Annotated in this window: 24 protein-coding genes; 14 read left to right on the top strand and 10 right to left on the bottom strand. The window is 74.0% G+C overall.

Features of this window, described 5'->3' with window-relative positions:
* The first annotated feature begins 70 nt into the window (after positions 1-70).
* On the top strand, positions 71-1,030 hold the full coding sequence (ygfZ, locus tag OG310_RS15935) for a CAF17-like 4Fe-4S cluster assembly/insertion protein YgfZ (protein WP_329460204.1): 960 nt from the start codon (positions 71-73) through the stop codon (positions 1,028-1,030).
* A gap of 125 nt (positions 1,031-1,155) precedes the next feature.
* Here the strand turns inward: ygfZ and dtd are convergent, their stop codons facing one another.
* On the bottom strand, positions 1,156-1,593 hold the full coding sequence (gene dtd / locus OG310_RS15940; RefSeq protein ID WP_329456549.1) for a D-aminoacyl-tRNA deacylase: 438 nt from the start codon (positions 1,591-1,593) through the stop codon (positions 1,156-1,158).
* Between the two features lie 181 nt (positions 1,594-1,774).
* Here dtd and OG310_RS15945 point away from each other — a divergent pair, with 181 nt between their 5' ends.
* From OG310_RS15945 to OG310_RS15965, 5 genes are all read left to right on the top strand, one after another.
* Positions 1,775-2,596: an RsiG family protein gene (locus tag OG310_RS15945; RefSeq protein WP_329456550.1), complete on the top strand. Its 822-nt coding sequence runs from the start codon at positions 1,775-1,777 to the stop codon at positions 2,594-2,596.
* A gap of 96 nt (positions 2,597-2,692) precedes the next feature.
* Positions 2,693-3,709 carry an asparaginase gene (locus OG310_RS15950; protein WP_329456551.1) on the top strand — a complete coding sequence of 339 codons (1,017 nt, stop codon included), beginning with the start codon at positions 2,693-2,695 and terminating at the stop codon, positions 3,707-3,709.
* Between the two features lie 277 nt (positions 3,710-3,986).
* Positions 3,987-5,231, top strand: coding sequence for a GNAT family N-acetyltransferase (locus OG310_RS15955; RefSeq protein ID WP_329456552.1), 1,245 nt, complete (start codon positions 3,987-3,989; stop codon positions 5,229-5,231).
* Positions 5,232-5,325: 94 nt separating this feature from the next.
* A complete protein-coding gene (locus OG310_RS15960) occupies positions 5,326-5,967 on the top strand; it encodes a TetR/AcrR family transcriptional regulator (RefSeq protein WP_329456553.1) in 642 nt (213 codons plus the stop codon).
* Positions 5,968-6,316: 349 nt separating this feature from the next.
* A complete protein-coding gene (locus OG310_RS15965) occupies positions 6,317-7,096 on the top strand; it encodes a DUF899 family protein (RefSeq protein WP_329456554.1) in 780 nt (259 codons plus the stop codon).
* Positions 7,097-7,215: 119 nt separating this feature from the next.
* Here the strand turns inward: OG310_RS15965 and OG310_RS15970 are convergent, their stop codons facing one another.
* The gene (locus tag OG310_RS15970; RefSeq protein ID WP_329456555.1) at positions 7,216-7,875 is read right to left on the bottom strand and encodes a M15 family metallopeptidase; all 660 of its coding nucleotides are present in this window, start codon (positions 7,873-7,875) and stop codon (positions 7,216-7,218) included.
* A gap of 99 nt (positions 7,876-7,974) precedes the next feature.
* Between OG310_RS15970 and OG310_RS15975 the strand changes: the two genes are divergently transcribed.
* Both OG310_RS15975 and OG310_RS15980 read left to right on the top strand, forming a co-directional pair.
* On the top strand, positions 7,975-8,346 hold the full coding sequence (locus OG310_RS15975; RefSeq protein ID WP_329456556.1) for a hypothetical protein: 372 nt from the start codon (positions 7,975-7,977) through the stop codon (positions 8,344-8,346).
* 4 nt (positions 8,347-8,350) lie between these two features.
* On the top strand, positions 8,351-8,764 hold the full coding sequence (locus tag OG310_RS15980) for a nitroreductase/quinone reductase family protein (protein ID WP_329456557.1): 414 nt from the start codon (positions 8,351-8,353) through the stop codon (positions 8,762-8,764).
* Positions 8,765-8,917: 153 nt separating this feature from the next.
* Here the strand turns inward: OG310_RS15980 and OG310_RS15985 are convergent, their stop codons facing one another.
* Both OG310_RS15985 and OG310_RS15990 read right to left on the bottom strand, forming a co-directional pair.
* On the bottom strand, positions 8,918-9,448 hold the full coding sequence (locus OG310_RS15985) for a GNAT family N-acetyltransferase (RefSeq protein WP_329456558.1): 531 nt from the start codon (positions 9,446-9,448) through the stop codon (positions 8,918-8,920).
* Positions 9,449-9,505: 57 nt separating this feature from the next.
* Positions 9,506-10,324 carry a hypothetical protein gene (locus tag OG310_RS15990; RefSeq protein ID WP_329456559.1) on the bottom strand — a complete coding sequence of 273 codons (819 nt, stop codon included), beginning with the start codon at positions 10,322-10,324 and terminating at the stop codon, positions 9,506-9,508.
* Positions 10,325-10,404: 80 nt separating this feature from the next.
* Here OG310_RS15990 and OG310_RS15995 point away from each other — a divergent pair, with 80 nt between their 5' ends.
* The 4 genes from OG310_RS15995 to OG310_RS16010 all read left to right on the top strand — a co-directional run bounded on the left by OG310_RS15995 (position 10,405) and on the right by OG310_RS16010 (position 13,868).
* Positions 10,405-10,806: a GntR family transcriptional regulator gene (locus OG310_RS15995; RefSeq protein WP_329456560.1), complete on the top strand. Its 402-nt coding sequence runs from the start codon at positions 10,405-10,407 to the stop codon at positions 10,804-10,806.
* Complete coding sequence (locus tag OG310_RS16000) at positions 10,803-11,765, top strand: ABC transporter ATP-binding protein (RefSeq protein WP_329456561.1); 963 nt, start codon at positions 10,803-10,805, stop codon at positions 11,763-11,765. Before OG310_RS15995 ends, OG310_RS16000 begins: the two co-directional genes overlap by 4 nt.
* Complete coding sequence (locus OG310_RS16005; protein WP_329456562.1) at positions 11,762-12,718, top strand: transporter; 957 nt, start codon at positions 11,762-11,764, stop codon at positions 12,716-12,718. The genes OG310_RS16000 and OG310_RS16005 overlap by 4 nt, the downstream gene beginning before the upstream one ends.
* 412 nt (positions 12,719-13,130) lie before the next feature.
* Positions 13,131-13,868, top strand: coding sequence for a class I SAM-dependent methyltransferase (locus OG310_RS16010; protein WP_443078854.1), 738 nt, complete (start codon positions 13,131-13,133; stop codon positions 13,866-13,868).
* Between the two features lie 134 nt (positions 13,869-14,002).
* Here the strand turns inward: OG310_RS16010 and OG310_RS16015 are convergent, their stop codons facing one another.
* The 4 genes from OG310_RS16015 to OG310_RS16030 form a co-directional block, all read right to left on the bottom strand.
* Positions 14,003-15,250 carry an LmeA family phospholipid-binding protein gene (locus tag OG310_RS16015; RefSeq protein WP_329456564.1) on the bottom strand — a complete coding sequence of 416 codons (1,248 nt, stop codon included), beginning with the start codon at positions 15,248-15,250 and terminating at the stop codon, positions 14,003-14,005.
* Between the two features lie 229 nt (positions 15,251-15,479).
* Positions 15,480-16,124 carry a DUF6114 domain-containing protein gene (locus OG310_RS38560; protein ID WP_443078648.1) on the bottom strand — a complete coding sequence of 215 codons (645 nt, stop codon included), beginning with the start codon at positions 16,122-16,124 and terminating at the stop codon, positions 15,480-15,482.
* A gap of 2 nt (positions 16,125-16,126) precedes the next feature.
* On the bottom strand, positions 16,127-16,792 hold the full coding sequence (locus OG310_RS16025) for a DUF6230 family protein (protein ID WP_329456565.1): 666 nt from the start codon (positions 16,790-16,792) through the stop codon (positions 16,127-16,129).
* A 270-nt stretch (positions 16,793-17,062) separates the two neighbouring features.
* Positions 17,063-17,758 carry a TetR/AcrR family transcriptional regulator gene (locus OG310_RS16030; protein ID WP_329456566.1) on the bottom strand — a complete coding sequence of 232 codons (696 nt, stop codon included), beginning with the start codon at positions 17,756-17,758 and terminating at the stop codon, positions 17,063-17,065.
* 381 nt (positions 17,759-18,139) lie between these two features.
* Between OG310_RS16030 and OG310_RS16035 the strand changes: the two genes are divergently transcribed.
* Positions 18,140-18,814, top strand: coding sequence for a Tat pathway signal sequence domain protein (locus OG310_RS16035; protein ID WP_329456567.1), 675 nt, complete (start codon positions 18,140-18,142; stop codon positions 18,812-18,814).
* A gap of 148 nt (positions 18,815-18,962) precedes the next feature.
* On the opposite strand, the gene OG310_RS16040 is transcribed toward OG310_RS16035, so the two are convergent.
* Entirely contained in the window at positions 18,963-19,595 is a 633-nt protein-coding gene (locus tag OG310_RS16040; RefSeq protein WP_329456568.1) for a YbjN domain-containing protein, read from the bottom strand.
* Positions 19,588-20,928: a D-inositol-3-phosphate glycosyltransferase gene (mshA, locus tag OG310_RS16045; protein WP_329456569.1), complete on the bottom strand. Its 1,341-nt coding sequence runs from the start codon at positions 20,926-20,928 to the stop codon at positions 19,588-19,590. The genes OG310_RS16040 and mshA overlap by 8 nt, the downstream gene beginning before the upstream one ends.
* A 294-nt stretch (positions 20,929-21,222) precedes the next feature.
* Here mshA and OG310_RS16050 point away from each other — a divergent pair, with 294 nt between their 5' ends.
* Positions 21,223-22,026 carry a class I SAM-dependent methyltransferase gene (locus tag OG310_RS16050; protein WP_329456570.1) on the top strand — a complete coding sequence of 268 codons (804 nt, stop codon included), beginning with the start codon at positions 21,223-21,225 and terminating at the stop codon, positions 22,024-22,026.
* Positions 22,027-22,040 lie beyond the last annotated feature (14 nt).

Consider the following 22,040-nt stretch of genomic DNA (forward strand, 5'->3'; position numbering starts at 1 on the left):
CCCGTCCTCAGCGCCGTCCCCCGACGCCTCCGCGGCCCCCGGGGCCGCGCCCGCCGCTCCCGTGAGCCCGCTGCTCGCGACACCCGGCGCCGTGGCCGGCGAGGGAGCCGACGAGTCGGTCGCCGCGCACTACGGCGACCTGTTCCGGGAGCAGCGCGCCCTCGCGGACGGCACCGGCATGGTCGACCTGTCGCACCGGGGAGTCGTCACCGTCACCGGCGGCGACCGGCTCGCCTGGCTGCATCTGCTGCTCACGCAGCACGTGAGCGAGTTGCCCGCGCACCGCGCGACGGAAGCGCTGGTGCTGTCCGCACACGGCCATGTCGAGCACGCGCTCTACCTCGTGGACGACGGCACGACGACCTGGGCGCACGTCGAGCCCGGCACCCAGGGCGAGTTGGTCGCGTACCTGGAGTCCATGAAGTTCTTCTACCAGGTCGAGGTGAGCGACCGCACCGGTGACATCGCGGTCGTACACATCCCGGCGGGCTCCATCGCCGAGGTCCCCGAGGGCGTCGCCGTACGGGAGACCGCCTACGGGCGCGACCTGTTCCTGCCGCGCGCCGACCTGGAGGCGTACGCCTCCGCGCACGGCCCGCTCGCGGGCCTCCTCGCTTACGAGGCCCTGCGCGTCGAGGACCACCGGCCACGGCTCGGCTTCGAGACCGACCACCGGACCATCCCGCACGAGGTCGGCTGGATCGAGACCGCGGTGCACCTCGAAAAGGGCTGCTACCGGGGCCAGGAGACCGTCGCCCGGGTGCAGAACCTCGGAAAGCCGCCGCGCCGGCTCGTCTTCCTGCACCTCGACGGCAGTGAGGTGTTCCTGCCGGGCCACGGCACGCCGGTACGGCAGGCGCCCGGCCCGGACGGCGCCGAGGGCCGGCAGATCGGCTTCATCACGACGTCGGCGCGCCACCACGAGCTCGGGCCGATCGCGCTCGCGCTCGTGAAGCGCAACGTGCCGGTGGAGGCGCCGCTGCTGGCGGGGGACACGGCGGCGGCCCAGGAGACCGTGGTCGAGCCCTGACCTGCGTGTTACCCGCCGAAAGGCGGAGATGCCGGGCTCGGCGCCGGTGGGGGCTTCCGTCCGGGTGCTGTCCGGTACCGGCAGCCCCGCCCCGGCGGGTGCTCCGTGGCAGTCGGCGGGCGGGGTCACATGTCGAGCACGATGGTGAAGGGACCGTCGTTCGTCAGCGACACCCGCATGTGGGCGCCGAAGCTCCCCGTGTGCACGGTCGCGCCGAGCGCCCGCAGCCGTGCCACGACCTCGTCGACCAGCGGCTCGGCGACGGGTCCCGACGCGGCCGCGTTCCACGTGGGACGGCGGCCCTTGCGGGCGTCGCCGTAGAGGGTGAACTGCGAGATCACCATGAGCGGCGCGTCCGTCTCCGAGCAGGACCTCTCACCGTCGAGCATGCGGATCGACCAGAGCTTCGCGGCGAGCCTCGCCGCCGTCTCCTTCGTGTCGTCATGGGTCACCCCCACCAGCACGCACAGGCCCTCGCCCGTGATCTCACCGACTGTCTCCGTCCCGGATCCGGACACCACGGACACGCTCGCACCGTCGACCCGCTGCACCACCGCTCGCATGCGGACCAACCTACCCGGGGCCGAACGGGTGCAGATCGCCCGCATGGCCGGGGGCAGGAGTGGCACCATGCAGACAGGCGGTCGCGCACGGCGTCGAGGAGACGACGGTGCGTGACCGGTCGAGGGACGGGGGGTCCCACATGAGGGAATCCCCGTGGCTGAGTGAGGGGCAGCACGCGCGATGAGCACATCTGGAGCCGACCGGGGCGGGCAGACCGACCGGACCGGGCAGGGCGACCGGGCGGGAACGGGCGACCGGGCCGAGGACGCCGGGCGGCCCGGGCAGCCGCCCGGCGCCGTACCCGCCGCCCGCACGACCACCGGCACGGGCCACGGGACGGGCGGGGTGGTGGACCCGGGTGCCGGGGCCCTGCTGCCAGGGCAGCGCCCGCACGACCTGACCCTGCTGCGGCTGCCCGAACTGCGGGCCCTGCGCCGTGACTCGCAGCGGGACGAGGCCGACCTGAGCTATCTGCGCAGGCTGCTCCAGGGGCGGATCGACATCCTGCGGGACGAGCTGTCCCGCCGTACGGAGCCAAGGAGGCAGCAGGCAGCGGACGAGCCGGCCGCGCAGGAGCCCGGAGCCGGGGCCGCGACCGGGACGGGACCCGCGGCCGAAGCCGGATCCCCCGCGGGAGCCGGGCGCCGTCCCGGCGCGGCCCGCGGTGGCCCCGCCACCACCTCGATGGTCGTCCGGCTCGCCGAGATCCTCATCGACCCCCCGTCCCGGCACCGCGCTTCGGCCCGGCATGTGACCCTCTCGACCCCGCGCGGCGCGGAGTGCAGCAGGCTGGCGGCGGAGACGCTGGCGGAGGTCGAGCTGTCCGACCTCGCGGCCCGCACGGACGACGAACTGCACGCGGCCATGCGCCGGTTCGTCCGCAACGAGCAGCAGATCTCCCGGCGCCGCCACCAGTTGCAGCGGACGGCGGACGGGTGCAGCGCGGAGATCGCCCGCAGGTACCGTGAGGGGGAAGCGCAGGTGGACGACCTGCTCACCTGAGTGGTACCGGCGCAGGCGGTACGCGGTCGGTGCGGGCCCACAAGGCCCGGCCGTCGGCGCCGGCCGCGGGCGCCTCGACGTGGAAAGGCCGACGAGATGACTCACGAGCCCACAGGGGCGGCGCCCTCAACGGCAGCCTCCGCACCGACCGCGCCGCGCGCGGGCACCGCGCCCGCGCTGCCGGTCCTCGCCGAGGTCGTACGGTCCGGGTTCGTGGAGGGCCACCACCGCGGCTCGCTGGTCCTGCTCGCCGCCGACGGCCGCGTGGAGTTCGCGCTCGGCGAGCCGGACGCGCCGGTCTTCCCCCGCTCCAGCAACAAGCCGATGCAGGCCGCGGCGATCCTGCGGGCCGGCCTCGACCTGAGCGGCGAACGGCTGGCACTGGCCGCGGCGAGCCACTCGGGCGAGGGCTTCCACCTGGATCTCGTACGGACCATGCTCGCCGAATTCGGCCTCACCGAGGCCGACCTGGGTACCCCGCCGGACCTGCCGGTGGACCCGGTGGAGGCGCGCGAGTACCTGGCGGCGGGCCATGAACCCAGCAAGATCGCGATGAACTGCTCGGGCAAGCACACGGCGATGCTGGCGGCCTGCCTGCACAACGGCTGGCCGACCGGGTCGTACCTGGACCCGGAGCACCCGTTGCAGCGGCTCGTGCGCACGGTGATCGAGGAGACGGCGGGCGAGCCCGTCACCGCGATCGGTACGGACGGCTGCGGCGCCCCCCTGATGGCGATCAGCCTGACGGGGCTCGCACGCGCCTTCCGCCACTTCGTACGGGCGGAGCCCGGCTCCCCGGAGCGGCGGGTGGCCGACGCGATGCGCGCGCACCCCGAGTACGTGGCGGGCACGCGCCGCGCCGACACCTGGCTGATGGCGGGCGCGCCGGGCACGCTGTCGAAGACGGGCGCGGAGGCCGTGCAGGCCGTGGCCCTTGAGGACGGCCGGGCGCTGGCGCTGAAGATCGACGACGGCGGCGCGCGCGCTGTCGGACCGGTCATGGCGCGGGCGCTGGACCGCCTGGGCGTGAAGGCGGACGTGGTGGAGCGGATCGCGAAGTCGCCGGTGCTGGGCGGCGGCGTGGAGGTCGGCGAGGTCCTGGCGACGTTCTGAGGCCCGGACGAGCCTCGCCGCGAGGCCCGGACCGGTGACTGGTGTCCCGCCGGATCCCGGGGGAAACGTTTACTCCCGGGCCGGCCCCGTCCCGAGGCCGCAGCAGACACGTCCCCGCCCCAGGCCCCGCGGCGCTCGACGCACCGACGCACCCAGGCACCGACGCACCGCCGGAGCCGCCCGCCCGGGAGCTGACCACCGGTCCAGGACCGGGGCGGGTGCGCTCCTGGCGGGAAAGCATGTGCGAGGGGCGGGGGCGAACACCTAGCGTGGCGGCATGAGCGTCGAGGTCCGTAACGTCACTGCCCCCGAGTATTCCGACTGGCTGCGCGCCGTGGACACGGGATTCTTGAACATCACGTCCCGCTCGCCGGAGGAGGTGGCGTCCCGGCTGGCCCGGACGGACCTCGGCCGGACGTGGGGCGCGTTCGACGAGGGCCGGTGCGTCGCGACGTACCGATCCTTCGCCCAGGAGCTGACCGTCCCCGGCGGCGCGGCCGTGCCCACCGACGCGATCTCCGCCGTCACCGTCACCGCCAGCCATCGCGGGCGGGGCCTGCTCCGGCAGATGATCATCGCGGACCTCACCGCCGCGAAGGAGCGCGGGGACGTCGTGGCGAACCTCGTCGCCGCCGAGTACCGGATCTACGGCCGGTTCGGCTTCGGTCGCGCGACCAGTACCGCGAAGTGGGTCGTGTCCGTGCCCCGCACGGGTCTCGACCTGCGACGCTGGTCGCCGCCCGAGGACGGCGCCCGGATCGACCTGGTCGACGGGGCCGAGGTGCGCAAGCACGGCCCCGCGTTCCACGACCGGTGGCGGGCCCTCCAGCCGGGGGCGATCGACCGCGACGACCGCTGGTGGAGCGTCAACACGGGACTCGAACCGACGACACCGCCGTTCACGGAACCGTTCCACGCGGTGTACCGGTCGGCTGCGGGCGAGGTCGAGGGGCTTGCGACGTACACCGTCGAGGGGAACTGGAACGACGCGAAGCAGCCGGAGAACATCCTCTCGGTACGGCGCCTGAGCGCGATGTCGCCCACCGTCGAGCGGGCCCTGTGGCACTTCCTGTGCTCACTCGACTGGGTCGTGGAGGTCCGCACCGGGCAGCGGGCGCCCGACGACCTGCTGCCCCACTACCTGCCGGACCCGCGCGCCGCGCACCTCGCCGGCACGGCCGACTACCTGTGGCTGCGCGTCCTCGACACCGCCCGGGCCCTCACCGCACGGACGTACGGGACCCCCGGCACGCTGGTCCTCGACGTACGGGACGGCGCGGGCATGGCGTCCGGCCGCTACCTGCTGGACGCGACGGCCGACGGCGCCACGTGCACCCCGACGACCCGTTCGGCGGACATCACCCTCGGCGCGGACGCCCTGGGCTCGCTGTATCTGGGCGACGAGACCCCGACCCGGCTCGCCGCGCTGGGCTCGGTGACGGAGGAGCGGGCGGGCGCGCTCGCCCGGGCGGAGGCCCTGTTCCACACGCCACGACGCCCGTGGTGCCCGGACATGTTCTGAGGCCGGATCCGCCCACCGGCCTGCCGATGCCGAGGAACGGGGCCGCCCGGGCGGGCCCCGGCGCCCGCCGCCTGCCCTGCGTACCCTTCCTGGCATGCGGCAGGACGGTTTGCGCGAGCGCAAGAAGCGGCGGCGGTTCCAGGAGATCTCGGACGCGGCCATCGCGCTCTTCATGGCGAGGGGCTTCGAGAACGTGCCGGTCGCGGAGATCGCGGCGGCCGTGGAGATCTCGAAGCCGACCCTCTTCCGGTACTTCCCGTCGAAGGAGGACCTGGTCCTGCACCGCTTCGCCGATCACGAGGACGAGGCGGCGCGCGTGGTGCGGGCGGGAGCCGCGGACGGCGTGGCACCGCTCGAAGCGCTGCTGCGGCACCTGCTGGACGGGCTCGGCCGCCACGATCCGGTGACGGGGCTCAACGACGATCCCCGCGTCCTCGCGTACCACCGGCTGCTGTACGGAACCCCGGGCCTGGCCGCCGGCATGCGCGCGTACCAGCAGCGCAGCGAGGCGGCACTCGCCGACGCGCTGCGCGAGGAGGCGGCGGGCAGGGGACGGGACGCGGACCCGCTCGCGGCGCTGCTGGCGGCCGTGCAGATCGTGGCCGTGCAGCGGGTGCTGGCGGAGGAGAACTGGCGGCGGATCGCGGGCGGCGAGCCGGCGGACGCGGTACGCCCGGACGGCATCGCGGCGGCGGAGGCGGCGTTCCGCCGGCTGCGCGAGGGGCTGGGGGCCTGAGAGCGGGGCCCGCGGGCGGGGTGGCCTGAGAGCGGCGCGGGCGGGGTGGCGGCCGGGGCCCCGAGCGGGGTCGGTGGGCCGGAGCGGCGGGCGGCGCCTGCGAGCAGGGCCCACGGGCGCGTCCGGATGTGCCGGTGTGGCGTGGCCGGCGCGGGCCCGGCGGAAGGTGCCGCGTCCTGCGGGTGCGGACGTGCCCGGTCCGGCGCGGCCCGTGCCGCCTCGGCCCGGACCGGGTCCGGGGCCGGGCGCCCCGTGGCGATGAGTTCCGGCCGGGTCGCGAGTCTGTTCCGGTGACCGTCACGGGACGTCGTACGGCGGTCACCCGGTACACGCCACCACGGAGGACACGATGACGACCACACCGGACGACCCGACCACCGCACTGCCGGGCCGCCCGCCCCTCGTCGACCTGGCGACCTGGCAGGCCGCCCGTGACGAGCTGCTGGTGCGCGAGAAGGCCCACACCCACGAGGGGGACGCGCTCGCCGCGGCCCGCCGCCGGCTGCCGATGGTGGAGTTCGACGGGAGGACCGAGGTCGTCGGACCCGACGGACCGGTCCCGTTCCTCGACCTGTTCCAGGGCCGCGACGAGCTCGTGGTCTACAAGCACATGTGGCACGACGGCGCGCCGCACCAGGGGCAGTGCGAGGGCTGCACCCTGACGGCCTGGCACCTGAAGGACGCCGTCTACCTCAACGCCCGCGGCGTCTCGTTCGCCGTCCTGACCACGGGACGCCGGGACGAAGTGGCCTCCTACGTCGCCTTCATGGGCTACACCCAGCCCTGGTACTCGGTGCGTGACGTGGCCGCGCCGGTCGGCGGCAGCATGGGTTCCCTCACCTGTTTCCTGCGCGACGGCGACCGGGTGTTCCTCACCTACTCCACGACGGGTCGCGGCAACGAGCCCGTGAGCGGGTTCCTGGCCCTGCTCGACATGACGCCGTACGGTCGCGGCGAGGCGTGGGAGGACCACCCCGAAGGCCGGCCCGAGGGGCGCGGCCCGTGCTGGTACTGGCGCTCCGACGCGGAGGGGAACGCCACCTGGGGTCCGACCAGCCGGCCCGTGCCGCAGTGGACCCGCCCCGGCGCGACCCCCGTGGAGACCCTCGGCCGACACGGCCGGCACTGACGCGCCTTCGTCGACGGGCCGGCCGGCGCCGAGCCTTTCGGCCTCATGGTGCCGGGTCACCTTTTTGACCGGGCTGCCTTCCGCCGGCACGCGCGGGCCCCCAGGCGGGTCGCGGGCGCTCAGGTCAGGTCGCGGGGGCCGTAGAGGGCGTGCGGGTGGTCACTGTGCAGGGCCCAGTACCGGTCGCCGTACGACCAGTGCCACCACTCGGTGGGGTAGTTGACGAGCCCGGCCGCACCGAGCGCCGCGCTCAGCAGGTCGCGGTGCGCGCGGGCCTCGGCGGGGACCGGGGCCTCGGTGTAGCACGCGCCCGCGCTCTCCTCCGGGTTCGCGTTGACCGGGGTGCCCAGGTCCAGTTCGGCGCCGTCCCGTGTCATGAGCGTCAGGTCGACGGCCGCTCCCGCGCTGTGCGGCGCGATCTCCGGCGGGGACACGTACCGGCTGGCGGCGGTGTGGATGCTCGCCGCGGACCAGTCGGGGTGCAGGGCGCGCAGCTCCTCGGCGTACGACTCGAAGTAGTGGCGCTGCAGGACGGGCCGGCGGTATCCCTCCAGGAACAACAGCCGTATCCCGGACGGGAGGTGGTCCTGTGCGGCGACGAGGCGCGCGGCGACGCCCTCCCGCAGGTGCATGTACGCGTTCTGGCGGGCCGCCTGGCGTCCGTCGACGCGCAGGGCTCCACCCCGGTACGTGCGGACGTCCACGAACGGCTCGCCGCACTCCTCGACGGGCACGGAGGTCACCCGGGGATCGGACATGAGGACGACGTCGGTGGTCATGCCGGCGATCCTGCCACCCGGGTGCCGGCGCGGCCCGGTCACCCTCGCCGCCGGGCCCGGCCGTGGTTCGATGGGCTGTCCACAACCTGGGGAGGACACGTGATCCGCGGTGAACCGGTCGCCGAACGCCTGTGGCACGGAGCGGAGTTGACGTCGGTACCGCTCCGCGTGACCTCTCACGCGCGGCGGCGGGCCGGCGACGCCACCGCCGGGCAGCCCGCACCGTGGACGCTGCCCGACTTCACGGTGGACGACGAGGGGCCGGGCGACACCCTGGCCGCCTCGCTCGACGACCCGCTCTCGTCCAGCGGCGGCCGGTACGCCGGTTCCACCTCATGCACCTGGGCGTACGTGGTCCCCTGCGCGCGGGAGTTCTCGTACGCGCGCGGCGACCGCGCGGCACGGGCCGCCGCGGTGGCGTACGCGTGTTCCGCCGGGGTGCCCGAGGACCGACCCGACTGGGAGGACTGAGCGCATGCCGCGCCTCAACGCGTTCAAGCACCGTGCCGTCACCGCGCTGCAGCGGCACGTCGTCAACCCGCTCACCGCGCGCAATCCCGCACAGGTCCTGATCGAGACCACCGGCAGGGTCTCGGGCGAGCCGCGCCGTACACCGGTCGGCGGCAGCCTGATCGGGGCGACGTTCTGGCTCGTGTCCGAGTACGGCGAACAGTCCCAGTACGTACGGAACATCCGGGCGGACCCGCGCGTCCGCGTCCGCGTCAAGGGGCACTGGTACACGGGGACGGCCGAGCCCATGCCCGAGGACGACGCGCGCGCCCGCCTGCGGACGCTGCCGCGCGGCAACAGCGCGGCCGTCGTCCTGGTCGGCACGGACCTGCTGACCGTACGCGTCGACCTCGCCCCCGAGGACGGGCCCGCGGTCTGACGTGCGGCGGGACCCGTCCGCGTGGTCGGCGCTCGCGCGACCTCCCCGGGCGGGTCCCGGGCGGCGCGGGGAGAACAGCTCAGTGGCCGGCGCTCCGGCCGCCGTCGGTGTGCGGGATCACGCCGGTGACGAACGGGGCCCCCGCGCCGGTGGTCACGGCGTCCACTCCTCGGCGAGCAGGCCGAGGACGACCACGTCCGCGAAGGCTCCGTACACCCAGGCCGCGCTGCGCAGGGTGCCCTCGACGGAGAACCCCGTCCGGGCCGCGGCGGTGGTCATCGCGGTGTTGTCGGCCAGGGTCTCGATCTGGAGCCGCCGCAGACCGCGCACGGCGAACCCGTACTCGCACAGGACGCGGACGACGTCCGTGCCCAGTCCGCGCCCACGGAACGCGGGAAGCAGGGAGATGCCCAGGTGGGCGCTCCTGTTGTGCGGGTCGATCTGCCACAGCAGGGCCTCCCCCGCCAGGTCCTGCGACTCCCCCTCCACCACCGAGAACCAGGCCGTGCCGGCGGACGGCTTGGCCATCGACGCGGCCGAGCCCTCCGCGTCCGCCGGCAGCGGTCGCCAGGGACCGGAGTCGGAGCCCGACCGCTCCCGTACGTCCTCGTACAACTCCGCCTGGAAAACGGGGACATCGCTGTCCCGCCGGGTGCGCAGTGCAACTTTCTCTCCTCGTATCACCCGCCCTTGGTACCCCGGCCGCCGCGGCCGATCAACCGGATTGCCGCGCGTCGGCGCTCAGCCGTGGCCGCCGGCCGCCGGGCGCTCGCTCCCCTGACTCCTTTCGAGTCCCTCGGCGTCATCGGCGCCCTCGACGGCGACGGTGACCCCCGTGGTCCCCTCCGTGTCTCCCCGCCGCGCCCCGGATCGTGCGAGGGCGACGATCCGTTCGGCCTGGGCGGCGAGCGCCCCGTCGCGGCGGACCGTCGCGCGCGCCAGCCGGATCACGTCCGCCGCCCAGGCACCCGTCGCCGCGTCCCGCTCGTCGATGCGCGCGAAACCCCGGTCCAGCAGGCCGCGTGCCTCCTCGGGACGGCCGCGGCCCAGCGCCTTGAGCGCGCCGAGCGCGTTGGCGAGCGCGCTCGCCGGGCGCGACCACTCCCCCTCGCGGGCGCGGGCAGCCGGGTTGCGGGCATCGTGGTCCGCGTCGTCCGCGACCGACTCCGCCCGTACGGACAGGTCGAGCCGCCAGAACAACGAAACCCCTTCGAAGCGCGCGAACAGCAGGCGGCGGCGGGCGGAGTGCAGGAAGTCCGGGTCGGCCCGGACTTCCGTCAGCAGCCGGACGCCCGCCAGGATGCGCGGGACGTCCGCCACGGCTGCCCCGAACACCGCGTCCCGCACCACCCACTCGACGTCGATGTCGCTGAACTCGTCGGCGGTGCCCGCCGCGAGGGACCCCCGCAGGGCGGCACGGGAACCGGGGAGCGCGGCCTCCAGCGCCGCCAGGACCCGGCCGGCCAGCTCCTCCCGCGGCTCCGCGTCCGCCCGGCACCGACCGCCGGTGTCATCGCCGCCGCTGCCGCCCGTGCCCGCCTCGTCGTCCCTGGCCTCCACGCACCCGAGCCTCCCCCGGGGTTGACCCCGCCGTCCAGCTCCTGCATTAATTAGCTAATGCATTAGTGGAATGAGGTGGGATGATCGCGTTCCGGATCGACCGGCACAGCGGGGTCGCCGCATACCAGCAGCTCATCAACCAGGTGAAGTCCGCACTCCGGCTCGGTGTGCTGCAACCCGGCGACCAGCTGCCGACCGCTCGACAGGTGGTCGCTGAGACCGCCGTGAACCCGAACACGGTGCTGCGCGCCTACCGGGACCTCGAACGTGAGGGCCTGGTCGATCCGCGGCCCGGCAAGGGCACGTTCGTACGGCGCTCGCTCGCGCGGCCCGAGGCGGGAGCCGACTCGCCACTGCGGGCCGAGTTCGCCGCGTGGCTGGACCGCGCGCGTGCGGCAGGGCTGCAGCGCGAGGACGTGCTGGCACTCGTCAACGACGTCGTCGACGGCGCCGCGGCAACGGAAGAAGAGGAAGAGAAGTGAACACACCCACCGCGGCCTCGGCGCTGCGGGCGACTGGACTGGGGCGCAGGTTCCGGGGCGGCTGGGCGCTCCGCGACTGCGACATCGACATACCCGCCGGCAGCGTCACCGCGCTGGTCGGCGCGAACGGGGCGGGCAAGTCGACCCTGCTGCAACTGGCCGCCGACCAGTTGGCGCCCACCACGGGCGACATCCGCGTCTTCGGGGCCCCGGCCCGCTCCGGCGAGGCGCGCGCTCGGCGCGCCTTCCTGGCCCAGGACAAGCCGCTGTACCCCGAGTTCACCGTCGAGGACATCCTGCGGATGGGCCGGGAGCTCAACGCCACGTTCGACAGCGGTGTCGCCGAACGCGTGGTGCGGGCCGGGGACATAGCGCTCCGGACCCGCGTAGGCCGGCTCTCGGCGGGCCAGCGCAGCCGCGTCGCGCTCGCCACCGTGCTCGCCAGGAAGGCCGACCTGCTGCTCCTCGACGAGCCGCTCGCGGACCTCGACCCGCTGGTCCGGCACGAGATGACGGCCCTGCTGATGGCCGAGGCCGCCGAACGGCAGCTCACGCTCGTGATCTCCTCGCACGTCCTCGCCGAACTGGAGAACGTCTGCGACCGCGTCCTGCTGCTGCACCGGGGCGAAGTGTGCCTCGCCGGTGACGCGCAGGAACTGCGCGACGAGCACACCCTCGTCCGCGGTCGCGCGCACGAGGACACGAAGGACGGCCTGCCGCCGGGCCTGGACCGCGCGTGCGTGGTGGAGTCCTCGGTCACCGGCCGGCTCGTCACGGCGCTCGTACACAGGCCCGGAACGCCCTCGTTCACCTGGGATCCGGCCCGCTGGGAGACCGCCACGCCGTCCGTCGAGGAACTGCTCCTCGGCCGGCTGCGGGCCGCCCACGCGTCCACGGCCGCCGGGTTCGACGGCACCGGCACCGGCACGCGGCGCGCGTCCGAGGGGAGGGCCGCATGAGCGGCACCCTCTGGTACGCGTGGCGCCGCCAGCGCGCCACCCTCCTCGCCGGGCTCCTCTTCGTCGTGGCCTGCGTGGTGTGGGGGGCCGTCATGAAGTCCCATCTGACGGCGTACATCGACGGCCACCACGCGCCGCTCTGCAAGGGCTGGAACGGCACCTGTGCGAACAACCCCTGGTCCCTGGGGGCGGTGTTCGACAGCAACACACCGCTGAAGTTCATGGCCGGCGTCAGCATGGCCGTGCCCGCGCTCGTCGGTGTGTTCTGGGGCGCCCCGCTCATCGGACACGAGCTGGAGAGCGGCACGTTCCGCTTCGCGCTCGCCCAGGGCATGACGCCGGTACGGTGGTTCGCGTCGCGGTTCGCCGTGGCGGCCGCCTTCACCGCGCTCGGTTCCGCGGTGCTCGCCGCGCTCGTCGCCTGGTGGTGGTCGCCGGTCTCCAACATGCTGGGCGGCCTGTACTGGCATGACGGGTACATCTACAACGCCACCGGGCCCGCGGCCGTGGCCTGCGCCCTGTTCGGCCTCGCCGTGGGCACGGCGGCCGGGCTGCTGCTGCGACGTGTGCTCCCGGCGATGGCGGTGACCCTGGTCGTGCTCGGCGCCGTACGGTTCGCCCTGTTCGCCGTACGGCTGGCCTGGTTCACACCCGTCACCAGAATCAGCCCCGGCACGGTGCCCAAGCAGCTGATCGGCAGCGCCCGTTCGGCGGGGCAGTTCGGCTACGTCGCCCGCGACGGCTCGTACCACGACATCGGCACCGCCTGCGCCACCTCGGGTGCCGCGCTGAAACGCTGCATGGCCTCGCACGACTTCGTGTCGCGCTACTACCGGGTATTCCCCAGTCACGACTTCTGGCCCAGCCAGTGGATCGCCACGGCCGTCCTGCTGGTCCTCACCGCCGCGCTCGTCGCGCTGGTGGTCGTGCGGCTCGGCCGCCGCCGGCTCTGACCTGAGCACGCGGCCCCGTGCGGGGGCCGGCCGCACGGACGGCGGCCGGCCCGCCGCCCCCTCCCCAACGCGCGCACCCCGTCCCCGTGGCACCGTGAACACCCCGCAGCCCACCGAACGCGCGCTCCCGCACGCCGCCGGACGCTCCACACACCGCGCGCCGGGCCGTACGCGCCTCACACCGTCAGGCGCCGCGCACACCGCTGCCCACCGGCGGGCGCCGAGCGCGACTCACGCCGTCAGACTCCACCTCGCACCTCCGCAGGCGCGGCACACTCCCGCGCGCTGTGCGTGTTCCGCATGCCCTTAACCGTCCGAAAGGTCAGATATGTCGTCCTCGCCCCATGCCCACCCGTCCCCGAACAAGACATCCGACGGCCTGACGAAGAACCGGTCCGGCGTCGGCCACAAGATGCGCTACGCCCTGCTCAACCCGGGCCGCGTCGCCCCGTACGTCCGACGCGGCGCACGCGACGCCTGGCTGCGGCTCAAGCACCCCGGCCACGTGGACTACTACCGTGCCGTGATGGCCTCCGACACCGCGCGCGACCCGGAGGCGGCCGTCGGCAGCCGGTCCCACGAGCGGTGGCTCGCCCTGGGCGCGATGCAGTACGACTACCTGGTGGGCCACGGCCTGGCGCCCGCGCACCGCCTGCTCGACATCGGCTGCGGCAACCTGCGCGCGGGCTGGCGGTTCATCGACTACCTGGACAGCGGGAACTACTACGGCATCGACATCTCCCCCGACATCCTCATCTCCGCGAAGCGGACCATGACCCACTACCACCTCCAGGACAAGCTGCCCCACCTCACCCTCACGCACGACCTGAAGCTGGACTTCCTGCCGGACGGGCACTTCGACGTCGTCCACGCGCACAGTGTGTTCTCTCACTCCCCGCTCGACGTCATCGACGAGTGTTTCGCGCACGTCGGCCGGGTCCTGCGCCCGGGCGGCTTCTTCGACTTCACCTTTGACCGTACGGAGGGCGCGGAACACCAGGTCCTGCGCGAGGACTTCTACTACCGCACGGACACGCTGCTCGCGCTCGCCCGCAAACGGGGCCTCACCGCGCGGTTCATGGAGGACTGGGAGACGCGCCGGCACGGGCAGTCGAAGATACGGGTGAGCGCGGACCCCCTGCCCGAATGAACCGGCCCGGCCCGGCGCCCGCGCACGGACGCCGGCCCCGCCTCCGCGGCCTCACGGCCTCCGCGGCCTCCGGCGGCGGGTCGACTCCCCGCGTCCGCCGTGAATCCCGTCACCAACCTCCGTGGACGGAACACCTAGGGCCGCTTCCCGAGGTGGATCCCCGAGCCGCCCAGGTCCGCGCGGATCCCGTCCTGGTCGACGGTGACGTGCCGCAGCCGCACGGGAACCGGCTCCTTCGGCAGGCGCACCGTGAGCGAGAGACGGTCGGAGAGCTGGGGCAGCCGCAGATGGACCAGCGCGTCGACGAACGCGGGGTCGATGCCCGCCTTCCGCAGCAGCCAGGGGTGCTGGGCGACGACGTCGACCAGGTTGACGCGCATGAGCCGCCGCACGAACAGCGGTGACCCGGTGAGCTTGTGCAGTTGGTTCTCGCCGCGCAGCGCCTGGTCCACCCGCGCCTGCGGCACCCCCAGCCGCTTCACGACGGAGGGCACCCCGAGCAGCGCCTTCGCGCGGGCCGCGTCGTTCGCGACGGCCCGCGCCGCCGGGGGCGCGAGCCGCAGCCCCGAGTGGGCGCGGTCCTTGCCGGGCTCGTACGACGCGATGCCCGGCACGTCGAGGCGCATGTCGTCGACCGTCGTCGCCACGCCCTGGGCGCCGTCGCGCCTGATGTGGGCGTCCGCGTGCACCCGCAGATCGTGTCCTGCGAGGGGCAGGGAACCCGCGATCTTCACGGAGTCCCCGCCGGCGTCGGTGAACGTTGCCTGGGAGGCGGCGAGTTCGCGGTCCATGTCGTCGAAGGAGAGCAGCACGTCACCGTTCACACTGCCGATGACGGCCCCCTTCACCGAGTTCGGGAGGCTGCCGACGATCCGGACGTTCTTCGCGGTGGCACGTACCTCCGCCAGCGACACGCGTCCCGCCGGCACGTCGGGCACGCTCACGTCGACCCGGTCGACCCGGCCGTCCAGCACCTGGGTGAGGAACGGGAAGCCGTGGATGTCGACGGCGGGCCTCGCGACGAGGCCCAGCGCATGCTGGAGTTCGTCGCCCGCCTTGTCCTGCGCGTACAGGACGGCGGCGCGGTCGGCGACGACGAGGAAGGCCAGCACGGCGACCAGGGTGACGGAGAGCTTGACCGCGTGGGACAAGGAGCGCAGGCGGCCCGGGCCCCGATGGTCCGGCGGCGACCACGGCTCGTCCTCGTCCGACGTGGAGCGGCGCCCGCCGCCCGGTTCCTCCGGGCAGGGCCGCAAGCCGAGCCAGGACGGGTCGCCGGGATCGCTCTCCTCGTACGCCAAGTCCTCGACGGGGTCGGCGAATCGCGCGAGTTCATCGTAGGGACTGTACGTTTGTCCGGATATGCGGGTGGGGGGACGCATCGACTCATCTGACCACGCAGGCCCACCTCCCCCGCAAGTCCTACTGGGGGTAGCCGCTGGTATACGCCGGTTTGTCGGGCTGTCGGGCCGCCGAGCCCGTCGGGCCACCGGGGCTCCAGGCCGCCGCGCCGGGGCCGCTCCCCGGGGCCCAGGCCCCGCCCGGCCACGCCCGGTGGCGGAGTCCGCGCCGCGCCCCGCGTCCTGCCCGCTGCCGGCGCCGGACGCCGGCCTACGCCCGGGCCGTGCCGGTCTTCCTGCGGCGCCGGCGCCGGGGCTCCTGGTCAGGCAACCAGCCGAAGGCGAGCGAGCTGCCCACCACCCCGAGGAGCATGCCGATGACGAAACCACCGAGATTGGAGGTGACCCAGGTGCCCAGGGAGCACAGCACCGCGATGACGGAGTAGAACATCCGGTGCATGGGGTTGAAGAGGAGCAGCAGCCCGCACACCGCGATCACCCCCGGCAGCAGGTAGCCGGTCAGCGATTCGGCGCCGGCGTGCAGGACGACGGTGATGCTGGCGCGCTCACTCAGCAGGATCTCGCAGCCGCCGACCAGCACCAACAGTCCGCCCCAGAAGGGGCGCCTGCGCACCCAGCCGAGGAAGCCGCCCTGCCGCGCGACGGGCGCGGGAGCCTGGGCCTGCGCCGTCGGAAGGGCCGGGGCGCCGGGCGCCGGCGGCCGACTCGCCCCGGACTGTGCCTGCGGGTTCTCGCCCAGCGGGTCCTGGCCCGGCGGGCTCTGAGGCGGCGGGCTCTGAGCCGGCAGGGCCGGCGTCACCGCGGCGGTGGGCGCCGTGGTGCCCGCGTCGTCGGTGGGGGGCACGGCGGCCGGGGACTGCTCCCCGGCCGGCCGCGGGTCGTGCTCGGGTGCCACGTTCAGCAGCCCTTCTTGGTGAAGCTCATGTGCAGGTTGGGCAGGGTGAACTTGGCCGCAGTGGTGGCGTAGTTGGTCTGCCGGAAGGTCTGCAGGCTGACCGTGTCCGCCTGCTGGCCGAAGACGCCGAGCGGGCCCTTGACCGGCGGCTTGTCGAAGGTCGACGAGTCGCCGCCGATCTCGATGTTGTCGAACGAGGCGGACTGGGCCGCGATGTCCGTGGAGTCGGTGGTGAGTGTGTCCGCCTCCACCCGGTGGCCCGCCTTGCTGCCCGCGGTGATGTGCAGGAAGGTGCCGCCCAGTGCCACGCTCTGGCAGAGGTTGGTGATCTCGGCGTGCCGGAACGCGCTGACGATCACCAGCTCCTGGCCGCCGGTGTCACCGGCGTTGGGGCTGTTGTCCGCCATGCTGTCCAGCGCGCCGAACTGGCCGAAGCCGGTGCCGTCCAGCTGGTCGCCGCTCACCACGAACGGCATGCCGGAGATGGCGAACTGGGCTGCGATGGCACCCTGCGCGGTGAGTACCACCAGTGCGGCGGCTATCGCGGCCGCGGGCACACCCATGACGGCGGCCCTGCGGAAGCGCACCTTGCCCCGGCGGGCGGGTGCCGGCGAGGACGTGTCGGCACCCTCGGTGTCGAATCTTGATGGTTCCTCGGAGATGGCCATGAATGAAGGCTCCCTTGAGCACGCTGACGATCGCGGAACGACGTACGTCGGCTTCGCCCTGGCGCGGACCGCTCCCCCCGTACACCTCTGGAATCGGCGGAGAATCCCCGCCGGAAGTGGCGACGTAGCCACGGGAGCACTTCGGAAGTTACCCCCAGGTACACCCCCGGTCAACGGGTTGTGTGAAAAAGAGGTGTTCTTTGTGTGCGTCACCGGGTCGCCGGTCAACTGGTGGGGAAGAACGTGCAGTTCGATGCGGCCTGTCGCAGGTCAGTGGGCCGGGCCCGGCACGGCCCGGACGCCGAAGGGCGCAAGAACCACACACAGCAGCGTCGGCAGCAGATCCGGCAGGCTCTCGGCGGCCCCCTGCGAGACGCGCCGGTACAGCGCGAGGTGCACCGCCCCGATCAGGGCGTCCACGAGCTCCTCGCCGGCCACACCGGGCGGCGCGGCCGGCGCTCCGTCGAAGAACCTGCGGAAGCTGCGCAGCAGTTCCTCCCGCTCGGCGCGGCCCGCCCCGCCGATGCCCTCCACCTCCACGAGCATCAGCGCGAAGGCGGGTGTCCCGGCGAGGATGGCCAGCAGTTCCGCGAGTGAGGCGCGCACCGCCGACGGCCAGTCAGCGGCGTACCGGACGTCCGTGTGCGCCTGCTCCATGGCCTGCACGACCAGCCGCACACCGGACCGGTACGCGGCGAGCACCGCGTCGTCCTTCCCGGTGAACTGCTCGTAGAAGACGGGCTTGGTGACCCCGGCGGCCCGGCAGATGTCACTGATCCGTGCTCCGGCGTACCCCTTTTCGGCCACGGTGCGGGCGATGCCGTCGAGCAGCCGGTCCCGCTGGTTCGCGGCCACCAGCTCCGCGGGTGTCCTGCGAGGTCCGCGCCGGATCGAGCGCTCCGGTTCGCGTCCCGTGCGCGCCCCCGGCAGCACCGGCCGCCGGCCGCGTTCCTGCGCGAATTCCATGGCCACTTCCCTCCCCCGGCGGGGCGTCCGCCGGGCCTCGCTGTTGACGCACCCGACACACCGGGTTTACAAACCTCTTGGGTTTCCCTCTCGACCGTGGTGCGCCGAGCGAGGCGTGCCACGGGCCGCGGAACGCGCGAGAACCGGGGACCGGGACGGGTCCGTGGCGCCGGACCCGTTTCCCCCCTTCCCGGTGGCGTGCTCCGTCACCCCCAGGGTTGTCTCCGCAGCCCGATGCGCCGCGCGTCGTGGACGCCCGGCCCGCCTCACCCAGAGCGCCGCACCACCCGGACCATCCGGAACACCCGGACCGTACGCCGATGTGCGTACGCGACCGGCCCCCGCACGTCCACATCGTCCACTCGACGAAAGGGACTCGTCATGGGTAAGCGCACCGTCCTCACCACCGCCGGCATCTCCGCCGCGGCCGCCCTCCTGTGTGCCGCACCCGCCTTCGCGGCGGGCGCCGGGGCACAGGCAGGCTCCGTCCTGACCACCGGCAGCGCGGGCGGCACCGCGGTCGCCGCGGGCAACGTGCTCAGCGCGGCGCTCGCGCCGGGCGCCAAGGCCGTCATCGCCACCACCTCCGGCGGCAGCACCGGCATCACCTGCACCAGTTCGACGTTCACCGCGTCGGTGACGGGCAACCCCACCGCCCCCGGCACGGCCACCGAGACCGTCACCGCGCACACCTTCGCCAACTGCACCACCAACGTCCTCGGTGCGACCGGCGTCCAGTCGATCACCGTCGGCAACCTGCCCTTCGCCTCGACGGCGACCTCCGCGGGCGCGCTCAACGTGGCGGCGGGCACCGCGGGCGCCATCCAGACGACCGTGAAACTCAACACCATCCTCGGCGCGATCACCTGCGTCTACAACTCGACCGGCCTCAGCGGCACCACGTCCAACACCGGGAACACGATCGCCTTCGCCAACCAGAAGTTCACCAAGACGACCGGGCCCGCGACCTGCCCCGGTTCCGGCTTCTTCTCGGCGACATACGGGCCGGTGCAGGACACGAGCGTGTCCGGCAGCCCCTCGGTCTTCGTCAACTGACGGGCCGCATAGGGAAACAGGGCCCGTCCACGGCCCCTTGAGGCACCGGGAGCGGCGGTGGCCACACCCCACCGCCGCTTCACCGGCCCGGCGTTCGCGATCCGGACGCCGGCCGGTCAGCCGTCGCGTGCCTCGGCGCGCCGGCCGGTCAGGCGTCGCGCGCGGCGGCGGGCCCGCCGCCGGGCGCACCGCGACCGCCGGCCGCCCCGGCGGCCTCACCGGTCAGGTGCGTGAAGGCCGCGAGGTTACGGGTCGACTCGCCGCGTGCGACCCGCCACGCGTACTCCTTGCGGATGGACTCCGCGAAGCCCAGCTCCAGCAAGGTGTTGAAGGACCCGTCGGCCTCTTCGAGGACAGCGCCGAGCAGCCGGTCCAGTTCGTCGCCGGTGACCGCGGCGAGCGGCAGCTTCGCCGTCAGGTAGACGTCGCCGAGCCGGTCGATCGCGTAACTCACCCCGTACAGCTTGAGGTTGCGCTCCAGCAGTCGGCGGTGGAACTTCTCCGTGTTCTCGTCGGGATGGCGGACGACGAACGCGTTGAGCGACAGGGAGTGCCTGCCGACACGCAGCGAGCAGGTCGTGGAGAGCTTGCGCGTGCCGGGCAGGGTCACCACGTACGAACCGGGCTCGGGCGACTCCCACCGCACACCGGTGCGCGCGTGCCCCGCCGCGTCCCGGTCGCCGTCCGCACTGTCGGCGTCGGCCTCGGCCAGCGCGTCGAGTGACTCCTCGACGGTGCGCGCCGCGTCCTGCGCCGTGATGCTCCGGTCCACGTCAGCCATGCGGCGAGCGTACGCGACGGCGGTGATCCTGCATGGCCGCCATGTAGACCTCCGCCGTGGCGCTCGCGGCGGTGTCCCAGCCGAAGCAGCGGGCATGACCGGCGGCGGCCGCACCCATCCGGTCCACCAGCTCCGGCTGGTCGATGAAGCGGCGCAGCGCGTCCGCGTACGCGGCCGGGTCGTGGTCCGGGATGAGGAACCCGGTCTTCCCGTCCCGCACGGCCACCGGCAGCCCGCCGACCGCCGCGGCGACGACGGGGGTGCCCGCCGCCTGCGCCTCGATGGCGACCAGGCCGAACGACTCGCTGTACGACGGCATGACCAGGACGGACGCGGCGCGGAACCAGTCCGCGAGGCGCTCCTGGCAGACCGGCGGCACGAAGCGCACCAGGTCGGCGATGCCGAGCCGGGACGCGAGCTTCTGCAGATTCTCCGGCTTCGCGAGGCCGGAACCGCTCGGGCCGCCCACCACCGGCACGACCATCCGGCCGCGCAGTGACGGGTCCCGCTCCACCAGCACACCCACCGCGCGCAGCAGCACGTCCGGCGCCTTCAGCGGCTGGATGCGGCCCGCGAACAGCGGCACGAACGCGTCCGCGGGCAGGCCCAGCCGGGCGCGGGCGGCGGCGCGGCCGTCACCGGGCGCGAAACAGTCGAGGTTGACGCCCGGGTGGACGACGGCGGTACACGTGGGATCCGCGTCGTAGAAGCGGACCAACTCGCCCGCCTCCTCCTCGGTGTTGGCGATCAGCCGGTCGGCCGCGCGCACCACCTGGGTCTCACCGATCACCCGGGCCGCGGGCTCGGGGGTGTCGCCCTCGGCGAGCGCCGCGTTCTTCACCTTGGCCATGGTGTGCATGGCGTGTACCAGTGGCACACCCCAGCGCTCGGAGGCGAGCCAGCCGACGTGTCCTGACAGCCAGTAGTGGGAGTGCACCAGGTCGTAGTAGCCGGGCCGGTTCCCGGCCCACGCCTGCATCACGCCGTGCGTGAACGCGCACAGCTGTGCGGGCAGGTCCTCCTTGGACAGCCCCTCGTAGGGGCCCGCGTCGACATGCCGTACGAGCACACCGGGCGCCAGCTCCACGGCCGGGGGAAGCCCGCCGGTGGTGGCCCGCGTGAAGATCTCCACCTCGACGTCGATGGCCGCCAGCCGCTTCGCCAGCTCCACGATGTAGACGTTCATCCCGCCCGCGTCGCCCGTGCCGGGCTGGTGCAGCGGGGAGGTGTGCACGCTGAGCATCGCGATCCGGCGGGGCCTCCGGCGCTGTCCGGGAAACCTGAGCCTCGGGGGCGATACCGTGCCCGTGATCCTGGACACGTACTGGCTCACGACGGTCCTCTCGCTCGGGGCAGCGGCCGGGAGGCGGTCGCGGGCGCGGCTCCTCCTTCAAGGCGCAGAACAGCGGAATCGGCCCTTTCATTTCCGTTTTGCCAAAACATTGCGTGACAACGTGAGCCGCTCGGCGTGTCGCCCGCCCGCACCCCGCCCCGGCGGTGCCGACAGGCCCGGCGGCCACTCCCCGCGCACCGGCCTCGCGCACCCGCCGGGGGTCCGCGCGGCCCGGGCCCCCGCGTGCGGGCACCGGTCGCCGCCCCGGCCGCCCGGCTGGTTACGCTCAGCGGCATGCCGACGCGCCCGCACCCCCGCCCCGAGGGCGCCGTGACGCGGGGCACCACCCACCGCAACCGGCTGCGCCGCATGGACCGCTGGATCGCCGCGACCTACGGCCCGGCCCTCCGCGCCGCCGAGGATCCGGCCGTCGTCGACCTGGGCTACGGAGCGGCGCCCTGGACCGCCGTCGAGCTCATGACCAGGCTGCGCGCCGTGGCGCCGCGCACCGAGGTCACCGGCATCGAGATCGACCCGGGCCGGGTCGCCGCCGCGCTCCCCTACGAGCGTCCCGGCCTGCGCTTCCTGCACGGGGGCTTCGAGATCCCGCTCCCGGACGGCCGCCGCCCCCTGCTGATCAGGGCGGCGAACGTGCTGCGCCAGTACGCCGAAGGGGACGTACCGGCCGCCTGGTCCCGGCTGACCTCGCGGCTGGCGCCCGGAGGGCTGCTCGTCGAGGGCACCTGCGACGAGATCGGCCGCCGGCACGTGTGGGTGGCGCTCGGCCCCGAGGGCCCCCGCACGGTCACGTTCGCGGCGCGGCTCGGCGGCCTCGGCCGCCCCTCGGACCTCGCGGAGCGGCTGCCGAAGGCGCTCATCCACCGCAACGTGCCGGGCGAGCCGGTGCACGCGTTCCTCCGGGACTTCGACCGGGCCTGGGCGTCGGCCGCCTCGTACGCACCGCTCGGCGCCCGGCAGCGCTGGCGGGCCGCCGTGCGCGAACTCGCCGCGGACTGGCCCCTGGTGGGTGGGGCGCGGCAGGGCAGACCGGGCGAAGTGAGCGTCCGCTGGGAGGCCCTGGCGCCGCGCGGACGGTGAGCCGGGGTGCGGCG

Origin of the sequence: Streptomyces sp. NBC_01497 (genome assembly GCF_036250695.1) — a bacterium.
GTDB lineage: Bacteria > Actinomycetota > Actinomycetes > Streptomycetales > Streptomycetaceae > Streptomyces.

Bases quoted from the DNA above. Each gene is read 5' to 3' on its own strand.
- dtd (WP_329456549.1), bottom strand. From the start codon at position 1,593: ATGCGAGCGGTGGTGCAGCGGGTCGACGGTGCGAGCGTGTCCGTGGTG.
- OG310_RS15945 (WP_329456550.1), top strand. From the start codon at position 1,775: ATGAGCACATCTGGAGCCGACCGGGGCGGGCAGACCGACCGGACCGGG.
- OG310_RS15950 (WP_329456551.1), top strand. From the start codon at position 2,693: ATGACTCACGAGCCCACAGGGGCGGCGCCCTCAACGGCAGCCTCCGCA.
- OG310_RS15955 (WP_329456552.1), top strand. From the start codon at position 3,987: ATGAGCGTCGAGGTCCGTAACGTCACTGCCCCCGAGTATTCCGACTGG.
- OG310_RS15960 (WP_329456553.1), top strand. From the start codon at position 5,326: ATGCGGCAGGACGGTTTGCGCGAGCGCAAGAAGCGGCGGCGGTTCCAG.
- OG310_RS15965 (WP_329456554.1), top strand. From the start codon at position 6,317: ATGACGACCACACCGGACGACCCGACCACCGCACTGCCGGGCCGCCCG.
- OG310_RS15970 (WP_329456555.1), bottom strand. From the start codon at position 7,875: ATGACCACCGACGTCGTCCTCATGTCCGATCCCCGGGTGACCTCCGTG.
- OG310_RS15980 (WP_329456557.1), top strand. From the start codon at position 8,351: ATGCCGCGCCTCAACGCGTTCAAGCACCGTGCCGTCACCGCGCTGCAG.
- OG310_RS15995 (WP_329456560.1), top strand. From the start codon at position 10,405: ATGATCGCGTTCCGGATCGACCGGCACAGCGGGGTCGCCGCATACCAG.
- OG310_RS16005 (WP_329456562.1), top strand. From the start codon at position 11,762: ATGAGCGGCACCCTCTGGTACGCGTGGCGCCGCCAGCGCGCCACCCTC.
- OG310_RS16010 (WP_443078854.1), top strand. From the start codon at position 13,131: ATGCGCTACGCCCTGCTCAACCCGGGCCGCGTCGCCCCGTACGTCCGA.
- OG310_RS16015 (WP_329456564.1), bottom strand. From the start codon at position 15,250: ATGCGTCCCCCCACCCGCATATCCGGACAAACGTACAGTCCCTACGAT.
- OG310_RS16025 (WP_329456565.1), bottom strand. From the start codon at position 16,792: ATGGCCATCTCCGAGGAACCATCAAGATTCGACACCGAGGGTGCCGAC.
- OG310_RS16030 (WP_329456566.1), bottom strand. From the start codon at position 17,758: ATGGAATTCGCGCAGGAACGCGGCCGGCGGCCGGTGCTGCCGGGGGCG.
- OG310_RS16035 (WP_329456567.1), top strand. From the start codon at position 18,140: ATGGGTAAGCGCACCGTCCTCACCACCGCCGGCATCTCCGCCGCGGCC.
- OG310_RS16040 (WP_329456568.1), bottom strand. From the start codon at position 19,595: ATGGCTGACGTGGACCGGAGCATCACGGCGCAGGACGCGGCGCGCACC.
- OG310_RS16050 (WP_329456570.1), top strand. From the start codon at position 21,223: ATGCCGACGCGCCCGCACCCCCGCCCCGAGGGCGCCGTGACGCGGGGC.